The 6,484-nt window shown below is 54.3% G+C and carries 9 protein-coding genes and 2 pseudogenes; 5 read left to right on the forward strand and 6 right to left on the reverse strand.

Annotated features, from left to right (window positions below; translation table 11 throughout):
* Positions 1 to 206, forward strand: a pseudogene (locus MVD07_RS06045) (hypothetical protein); the annotation flags it as partial.
* Positions 203 to 1,195 carry a PIN domain-containing protein gene (locus MVD07_RS06050; RefSeq protein ID WP_297499681.1) on the forward strand — a complete coding sequence of 331 codons (993 nt, stop codon included), beginning with the start codon at positions 203 to 205 and terminating at the stop codon, positions 1,193 to 1,195. The pseudogene MVD07_RS06045 and the gene MVD07_RS06050, both read left to right, overlap by 4 nt.
* Here MVD07_RS06050 and MVD07_RS06055 read toward each other — a convergent pair.
* From MVD07_RS06055 to MVD07_RS06080, 6 genes are all read right to left on the reverse strand, one after another.
* Complete coding sequence (locus MVD07_RS06055; protein ID WP_297499683.1) at positions 1,192 to 1,485, reverse strand: hypothetical protein; 294 nt, start codon at positions 1,483 to 1,485, stop codon at positions 1,192 to 1,194. The genes MVD07_RS06050 and MVD07_RS06055 overlap by 4 nt on opposite strands.
* Before the next feature lie 4 nt (positions 1,486 to 1,489).
* On the reverse strand, positions 1,490 to 2,176 hold the full coding sequence (locus tag MVD07_RS06060) for a hypothetical protein (RefSeq protein WP_297499685.1): 687 nt from the start codon (positions 2,174 to 2,176) through the stop codon (positions 1,490 to 1,492).
* A 67-nt stretch (positions 2,177 to 2,243) separates the two neighbouring features.
* Complete coding sequence (locus tag MVD07_RS06065) at positions 2,244 to 3,569, reverse strand: RuvB-like helicase (RefSeq protein ID WP_297499687.1); 1,326 nt, start codon at positions 3,567 to 3,569, stop codon at positions 2,244 to 2,246.
* Between the two features lie 149 nt (positions 3,570 to 3,718).
* Positions 3,719 to 4,480, reverse strand: coding sequence for a 7-carboxy-7-deazaguanine synthase QueE (locus MVD07_RS06070; RefSeq protein WP_297499689.1), 762 nt, complete (start codon positions 4,478 to 4,480; stop codon positions 3,719 to 3,721).
* Positions 4,477 to 4,743, reverse strand: coding sequence for a hypothetical protein (locus MVD07_RS06075; RefSeq protein WP_297499691.1), 267 nt, complete (start codon positions 4,741 to 4,743; stop codon positions 4,477 to 4,479). The genes MVD07_RS06070 and MVD07_RS06075 overlap by 4 nt, the downstream gene beginning before the upstream one ends.
* A gap of 12 nt (positions 4,744 to 4,755) precedes the next feature.
* Positions 4,756 to 5,256, reverse strand: a complete 501-nt coding sequence (locus MVD07_RS06080) for a hypothetical protein (protein WP_297499696.1) — start codon at positions 5,254 to 5,256, stop codon at positions 4,756 to 4,758.
* A gap of 238 nt (positions 5,257 to 5,494) precedes the next feature.
* Between MVD07_RS06080 and MVD07_RS06085 the strand changes: the two genes are divergently transcribed.
* The 3 genes and pseudogenes from MVD07_RS06085 to pyrG form a co-directional block, all read left to right on the forward strand.
* Positions 5,495 to 5,782: a DUF357 domain-containing protein gene (locus tag MVD07_RS06085; RefSeq protein WP_297499693.1), complete on the forward strand. Its 288-nt coding sequence runs from the start codon at positions 5,495 to 5,497 to the stop codon at positions 5,780 to 5,782.
* A gap of 10 nt (positions 5,783 to 5,792) precedes the next feature.
* Entirely contained in the window at positions 5,793 to 6,170 is a 378-nt protein-coding gene (locus MVD07_RS06090) for a DUF555 domain-containing protein (RefSeq protein ID WP_297499695.1), read from the forward strand.
* 102 nt (positions 6,171 to 6,272) lie between these two features.
* Positions 6,273 to 6,484, forward strand: a pseudogene (gene pyrG / locus MVD07_RS06095) (CTP synthetase); the annotation flags it as partial.

The following is a 6,484-nucleotide window of genomic DNA, read 5'->3' on the forward strand; positions in this document are numbered from 1 at the left end:
TCGCCGGGGAGGGCTACGCAATAGGGATAGACATAACCTCGGGCAGAAAGGCCATTGTTACCGCGGCAATAGTGCAGTCGATGAACTTCCCCGTTTCCTTCATAGCCTACATGGGCCTCCTTGACAGAGACTTTCCAAACAGACCCTACATGATGATTCCAACCCACATGCAACCCCTCAAGAACTTCTTGGGGGTAGGACCATGAGGGAGATCGTGATAAGGAAGCCGGAGCTCCAGATACTGATTAACCTCCTGGCCGGGAGGGGGCTTGAAGTCACTTACCCCTTCTATGAGCTTCCGCTCCTTAGGGCTAGGCCTTCGGCGAAGGGTTATGAGCTAAAGGCCTTGGCCGACAGGAGAGTGCTTAACTCACTCTCCTACGGACACTCCTCCGAGCTCCCAACGTGGAGCGACTTCTACGAGTGCTTCATTTCATCTGGCATAGTGAGGTACGAAAACCTTGACGACTTCGAGAAAACCTTGGAGCTCTACCGCAGGCTGAGAAAGGGTGTCGTCTTCGCCCCGGACACTAACCTCTTCTATCACCGCTTCATCTCCTCCTACCGGCCCCTCGACGGCTACCAGATAATAGTGGCCGAAGGGGTTAAGAAGGAGATAGAGGAGGCCATGAACTACAAGTACAGGAGAAAGCAACTGGAGGAGCTTGCCAGGGTCGTAAGAAACCCTCACCTGCTCAGGGAGTTCAACAACAGGCGGACGAAGAAGAGCAGGAAAGCTGCCTACATAGCCCTTAAGGAGTTTGAGAGGCTGAAGGACAGGATAATCATAGCCGAGAGCGTGAGCGAGCCCGTTCACAACGACGACGAGCTGATAGTGAAGACCCTAAAGCGCTACGACACGATGAGCCCCGTCCTAGTGGTTTTCCTAACCGCAGACATAGCCGTAACGGACGTTGCCGAGATGGAGGGGCTCGAGTACTTCCTCTTCAAATACCCCCGCGAGGGGCTCGGCTGTCATGAGGTTTCAGCTTACCAGCTTAGGACACTGCTCTTCAACCTTTCAGCTGTCTTCGGAGTCATTGAGCTGAACGGGATCATAATCTTCGGTGAGTTCGGGGGCAAGGTCGACCTCAACGAGCTCAAGCTGGTGTTCCCTGAGGAAGATGGGCTCTACCATGAGTTCATCTTCCACCTCGACCTGAGCAGGAAGCTGATGGAGATAATGGAAGGTTAAAGCTTCTTGGCCTTTAATAAGACAATGAGGAACTCAAAGATGAACATGAAAGCAGTAAAGACCTCGGCGAAAACGGTTATGTATCCCCCAACGGGGAGGAGAAGGAGTGCCATACTGACCCCAAAGACTGTAAGTTCTTCGCTTTCCTTTGATTCCCCTCCGTATCGGTATTCCATCAGGAAGACCAGCCAGTTCAGGGCAACGAAGAACGCGAGGGCAGGCCTGAACTCCCAGAAGAGATAGGCAAGGGGGTAGGCCAGAAAGGGAACCGCCCAGTAAAGCCTTCTCATCAGCTCACCCCAGCGTCGCTGAGGTAATCTCCATGCCGTTGTGGAGGACGATGAAGGTGCAACTTCCGGGTCTGGAGACTTTAAGGATGAGCCTGAGCTCTCCTCTGGTTTCCCCAAGGGTTAGAATCGTAGAGCCGTTGAGGTTATTCAGCTCTGCTTTGTCTAAGGCGCCGGTGGCTTTCAGAACCTTTTGGGGGTGCACTTCGAGGTAAGAGGTCGTTATAATGCCATCTGCCTCGATGGAAACCGGAATCCCTTGGGCGTAGGGGACGAAGAGGGTTCCGTTAACTGGGTGGGCGTTGATTGTGACGTTGAAGTCCCGGGAGACAAAAGGCGGAACGAGTTTTATGGCATAAAGGGTAATGCTGGTGTTGAAGTTCTTCCCGATTATCTCTACCTCAAAGGAGTATAGAGTTGCGTTTATGCCCTCAAGAAACCGCTTTGCCTCATCAAAGACACCCCTCGGTGCCGTCAAGTAGCCGGAGAACGTGCCGTTTATCTTGGCTGTTCTCACCGCCGCAGCTGTCGGGGAGGTTTCAGTCCCGGTCTGTCTGCTGGGACTGTGATGTGAAATGCTGGAAGTGCCCTCAATGCTGGATGGACTTTGAGCCGGGCCAGTGGTAGAGATGCATCCGCTTGCGAGCGCTCCGATGAGAATCAATACGAGGACAACGGTGTAGCCTCGACTCATTCTCCCACCAAAAGTGTTAAGCCATTAAAGTTTAAAAGTGTTATTGGAAAAACACAAAGAGGAAAAATCAGCTCAGCATGCCCTCCAGCTTCTCGACGAACTCCATGCTCCTCCTGAGGTCGGCAAAGTACTCTTTCGCCTTTTCCACGTGCTCCCTCTCGACCCTTCCGCCTCCGGCCAAAACGCTCGCCGGGGCGAGCAGTTGGACTGCGTAGCGGAGGCTGGTCTTCTCGCCGAGTTCAGCCAAGTATTCAACTGCCTCCTCGCTGACCTCTACCTTCTCCTCCCTCGCGCGAATCTTAACTATCTCGCGGATTTCCTCCTTCTTGTAGGGCTCGGTGTTGATTATGAGCAGCCTGTCGAGCATGTCTATTGGAATCCCATGGGGAGCCTCTATGTCGGTTCCCCTTATCTTCGTCCTGCCACGGTTCGTCGCTAGGATGAGTATCGGCGCCAGTTCACTTTCCACGGCCCTTGCGAGGAAGGAGAACGCCTCGATGTCAAGCATGTGGCACTCGTCTATGAAGAGCACTCCCGGGACGAGGGTTGCCCTTCCTTCCTCCACCCAGCTCTTCACGGTTTCATCGACGCGCTGTCTTATTTCGTCGCTTATCTCTGCTCCTGTGCTGAAGAGCAGGCCGAAGATGTTCCCGCGCGCATTGGCAACGTCAAGGTCGTGGAGCGTAACCGTGTAAGTGAACTCCTTTATCTTGAGAACCGGCCCGCTCGGGAGGTTGACCTTCCTCTTAAAGAAGAGGCCCTCTTCCTCCTTCGTGGTACCGACCTTGGAGATCCTCCCCGTCTCGGCGTCGATCTGTATGACGTCGCCCTCCTCGACACCGAGCTCCATGAGCTGGTACGCTATCTCCCTGCCAGCTCTAACCGTCTTCTCATCATCTTTGGTGCGTAGCGTTATGACGACGCTCTCCGGAACTTCCACATAGGGGTTGAAGGGGTGCCTGGTTCTGTTTATCTTTATCTCCTTGACCTCGCCTTCGTAGACCTTTCTCTCCTCGCTTATTCTAACGCCTATTGCCCTCCTCATGGCCTGTTTGAGGAACTCCGTCTTGTTGACCTCGGCCGAGTAAATCTCACTCCCCGCTATTTGAACAAAGGGCACGTCATCACCGAGCTCCCTCGCTATGCCCATTGCTATCGCCGTCTTTCCACTTCCAGTCGGCCCGACAAGGAGAATCCCCTTCCCGGCAAGCTTCCCGCGCTTTATGAGCTTCACTGCTATTCCAGCGGCTTCCCTGGCTTTGGCCTGTCCAACCATCCCGTCCGCTATGAACCCCGCCTTCCCGTTCTCGTCCAGGCCGAGGCCCCTTATGTGGGAGTGCATGCCAACCCTTTCGAGGCTCCTTGGGGCAGTCACTTCCTCAATCACCGGCATGGCACCACCTCCTTAATCTTTCCAGAGGTAACTAAAAGGGGGGATTTAAAAACTTGACGGGTGGCTCAGGCGGTTTTTCCGGGCATCGCTCACCCCAAAGGCCAATCTCATCATCGCCTTGGGGAGTTGAAAGCCGGACTTAAAAGCCTTTAGAGAACGGTGAGGTACTTGTGAACCTGGAAGCTTAGGCCGACGTTCTTCCTACCCATTACTCCAGCCGCCTCGCGGTAGAGTTCCATAAGCCTCTCCTGACCTATCTCAATCGGCTCCCTGGGCTGTATAGCCAGCGGTGCCAGCCCCTTCAAAAGCTCCGCGTACCAGCGGACGTTTTCAACCTTTGTCTCGGAGGTTACGACGAGCTTGGCGTAGACCTTTGCTCCAGCTTCCCTGAGAACCCTAATGCTCTTGACCTCTCTCAGGACGAGGTTCCTCCAGTCATCCACTGCCTTCGCCGTCTCGTCCTTTATGTCAACGCTCGCGTAGTCCGTCAGAGGGGCGATTTCTTTAATAAGCCCGGGAAGACCGCCGTGGGTTTCTAGGAAGTTGTCAAAGCCGAGGTGTTTCATTCGTTCCATCAGGGCCTTCAGGGCCTTTACCTGGAGCGTCGGTTCCCCTCCGGTGTAGCTTATCGAGTGTATATCGCCGGTGTCGAGCCTTAGGATAGCGTCTACGACATCTTCAAGCGAAGCCGGGTTGGGCCTGTACTCGAACTTCCCGGTGAAGGGTTCGACCTCGTAGCGCCAGCGGGAAACGCGGGAGGCATCTATGTACTGCTTGGAGTCGCACCACTCACAATGAAGGTCGCAACCGGCGAACCTCACAAAGATCTGCCTTCTCCCGAAGGCGCTCCCTTCGACGCTTCCCCCCTCCCCCTGCCAGCTGTTGAAGACCTCTGCCATTATGAGCCTCATAATTCCAACTCCCCCACATCGAGTCCCTTCACCTTATCGCTTACGAAGCCCTCCAGTATCTCAACCTTAACGCTTCTCTCCTCGCCGGTCATGTCTGCCATGAGCCGAACGGCTCTTGCGTAGTCCCAGAGGCGCCTTTTCGCCTCGGAGGTAACGCCTTTGGCCATAACTATCAACTCCCCCTCTCCGGGGTGGGCGCTCATCCACTCAACGACTTTTTCAGCGTCCTTCCCGGTGAAGAGACCGTTCTTCTTGAAGAGCACGTTTTCACCCCCTCACAGGTATTTGAGCAGTGTTCCGATGGCCTCTTCAAAGAGCTCCCTGTCCCTCCCCTCAAGGATTGTCTCAAGGTAGTGGACTGAGGCTATGTTGAGGATTATGTAGGCCGTGTTTCTGTCGAGGCCGAGACGGTAGGCATCGTAGTAGATCCTCTCCTCACCAAGGGCATCGTTCAGCATCTCGACGAAGTAGTTTATCTCCTCGACGGTCAGCTCGTCAAGCCTGCTCTCCATCTCCTCAAAGTATCGCTCCATGATGCGGAGGGTCTCTAAGTCAACCTTCAGTGTACCCTCGACGAAGGGAAACTCCCCGACCCTGAAGACCTTCACGCCTTCATCGTCCTTTATACCCACGTAGTCCCACAGGAGTACCCCCTCTACCGGGTTACGGCCATATTTGCTTGCCAGATAGGAGAAACGTTCCAGAGCGGAGTCCATATCGCCTATGAACTCCTCCTCGTCCCTGAAGTGTATTATCTTGCTCACGGTTCCACCCATGTTTCGCACCGCTTTCGGTTGGGGCTTGGGTTATAAAAGCTTTCGAGCTAGTAAGTCTTTTATTGCTTCCGCCCTATCTCTTCTCGCCCGACGAGTATGGGGTTGCGATGACGTCGGGACCCCCAGGGGGGCGACAGTTCCCATTGCCCCCCTTACAGCGTTTTTGAATCAAAAATTTCGGGTGGGGCTTTGGTAAGGTTTATAAGAGGGCTTTCAAAGGACGACCGAGGCGAGACCGGTGGGGCGAGAGATAACGGAAGAAAAGCTCCTCAAGTATTTCAAAATAACTGAGGAAGCGCTCAGCCGGCTGGAAATAGCGGTTCACGAGAAAAGCCTCCTTATGAAAGTCGCCGAGGACTTTTTGACCATGGCGAGGAGCTATTTTAACGACGCCAGATACTACTACGATAAGGGCGACTACGTTACGGCCTTTGCAGCCCTGAACTACGCCCACGGCTTCATCGATGCTGGCGTCAGGCTCGGTGTCTTCAGGGGTGAGGACGACAGGCTTTTCGCGTTTGGGTGAGGTGAGAGGAATGGGAGACTACGTGGTTGTTCTTGAAGCGCCCATAATCGTTAGGGACGTTGAGACGAGTGAGGACGCCATAAACGTCGCGGTGAGCAAGGTTACGAAGGCCCTCAACAAGGAGAAGCTGGACTTTGTGAGGGTCGAGCTCGGTTACTCCCAGTGCCCGGTCTGCGGTGCCCATTTTGAGAGCGCCTTCGTCGTTGGAAACGTCGGGCTCGTTGGCATGTATTTAACCCTCAAGGTCTACAACGCCCAGACGGTTGAGCACGCCGTCAGGATAGCGAAGGCCGTCGTGGGAAAGGCCCTGAAGAAGGTTCCCCTCAAGGTCTACGAGATAAGGGAGCTCACCGAGGAGGAGGGCAACGGTATCGAACTGGATGAGTAAATTCCCTCCCTTTTATCCTCTTCCTAACCCTCTCCGCTAATTTTGATAAAACTTTTAAGCACCCCTCCATCAACCAACGACATAACGTGGGGAGGTTTTATCATGACGAAGTTCATCTTTGTCACGGGCGGTGTTGTCAGCGGTCTCGGAAAGGGCATAACCAGCGCTTCCCTCGGGATGCTCATGAAGGCTAGGGGGTTCAGGACGACAAACATAAAAATCGACCCCTACCTCAATTACGACGCGGGAACGATGAACCCCTACCAGCATGGGGAGGTCTTTGTCCTCGACGACGGCGGTGAGGTTGACCTCGA

This window comes from Thermococcus sp., from assembly GCF_027008145.1.
Classification (GTDB): Archaea; Methanobacteriota_B; Thermococci; order Thermococcales; family Thermococcaceae; genus Thermococcus.

Excerpts from the sequence above, each read along its gene's own strand:
- MVD07_RS06050 (WP_297499681.1), top strand. The coding sequence starts at position 203 with ATGAGGGAGATCGTGATAAGGAAGCCGGAGCTCCAGATACTGATTAAC.
- MVD07_RS06055 (WP_297499683.1), bottom strand. The coding sequence starts at position 1,485 with ATGAGAAGGCTTTACTGGGCGGTTCCCTTTCTGGCCTACCCCCTTGCC.
- MVD07_RS06080 (WP_297499696.1), bottom strand. The coding sequence starts at position 5,256 with ATGGGTGGAACCGTGAGCAAGATAATACACTTCAGGGACGAGGAGGAG.
- MVD07_RS06070 (WP_297499689.1), bottom strand. The coding sequence starts at position 4,480 with ATGAGGCTCATAATGGCAGAGGTCTTCAACAGCTGGCAGGGGGAGGGG.
- MVD07_RS06065 (WP_297499687.1), bottom strand. The coding sequence starts at position 3,569 with ATGCCGGTGATTGAGGAAGTGACTGCCCCAAGGAGCCTCGAAAGGGTT.
- MVD07_RS06060 (WP_297499685.1), bottom strand. The coding sequence starts at position 2,176 with ATGAGTCGAGGCTACACCGTTGTCCTCGTATTGATTCTCATCGGAGCG.
- MVD07_RS06090 (WP_297499695.1), top strand. The coding sequence starts at position 5,793 with ATGGGAGACTACGTGGTTGTTCTTGAAGCGCCCATAATCGTTAGGGAC.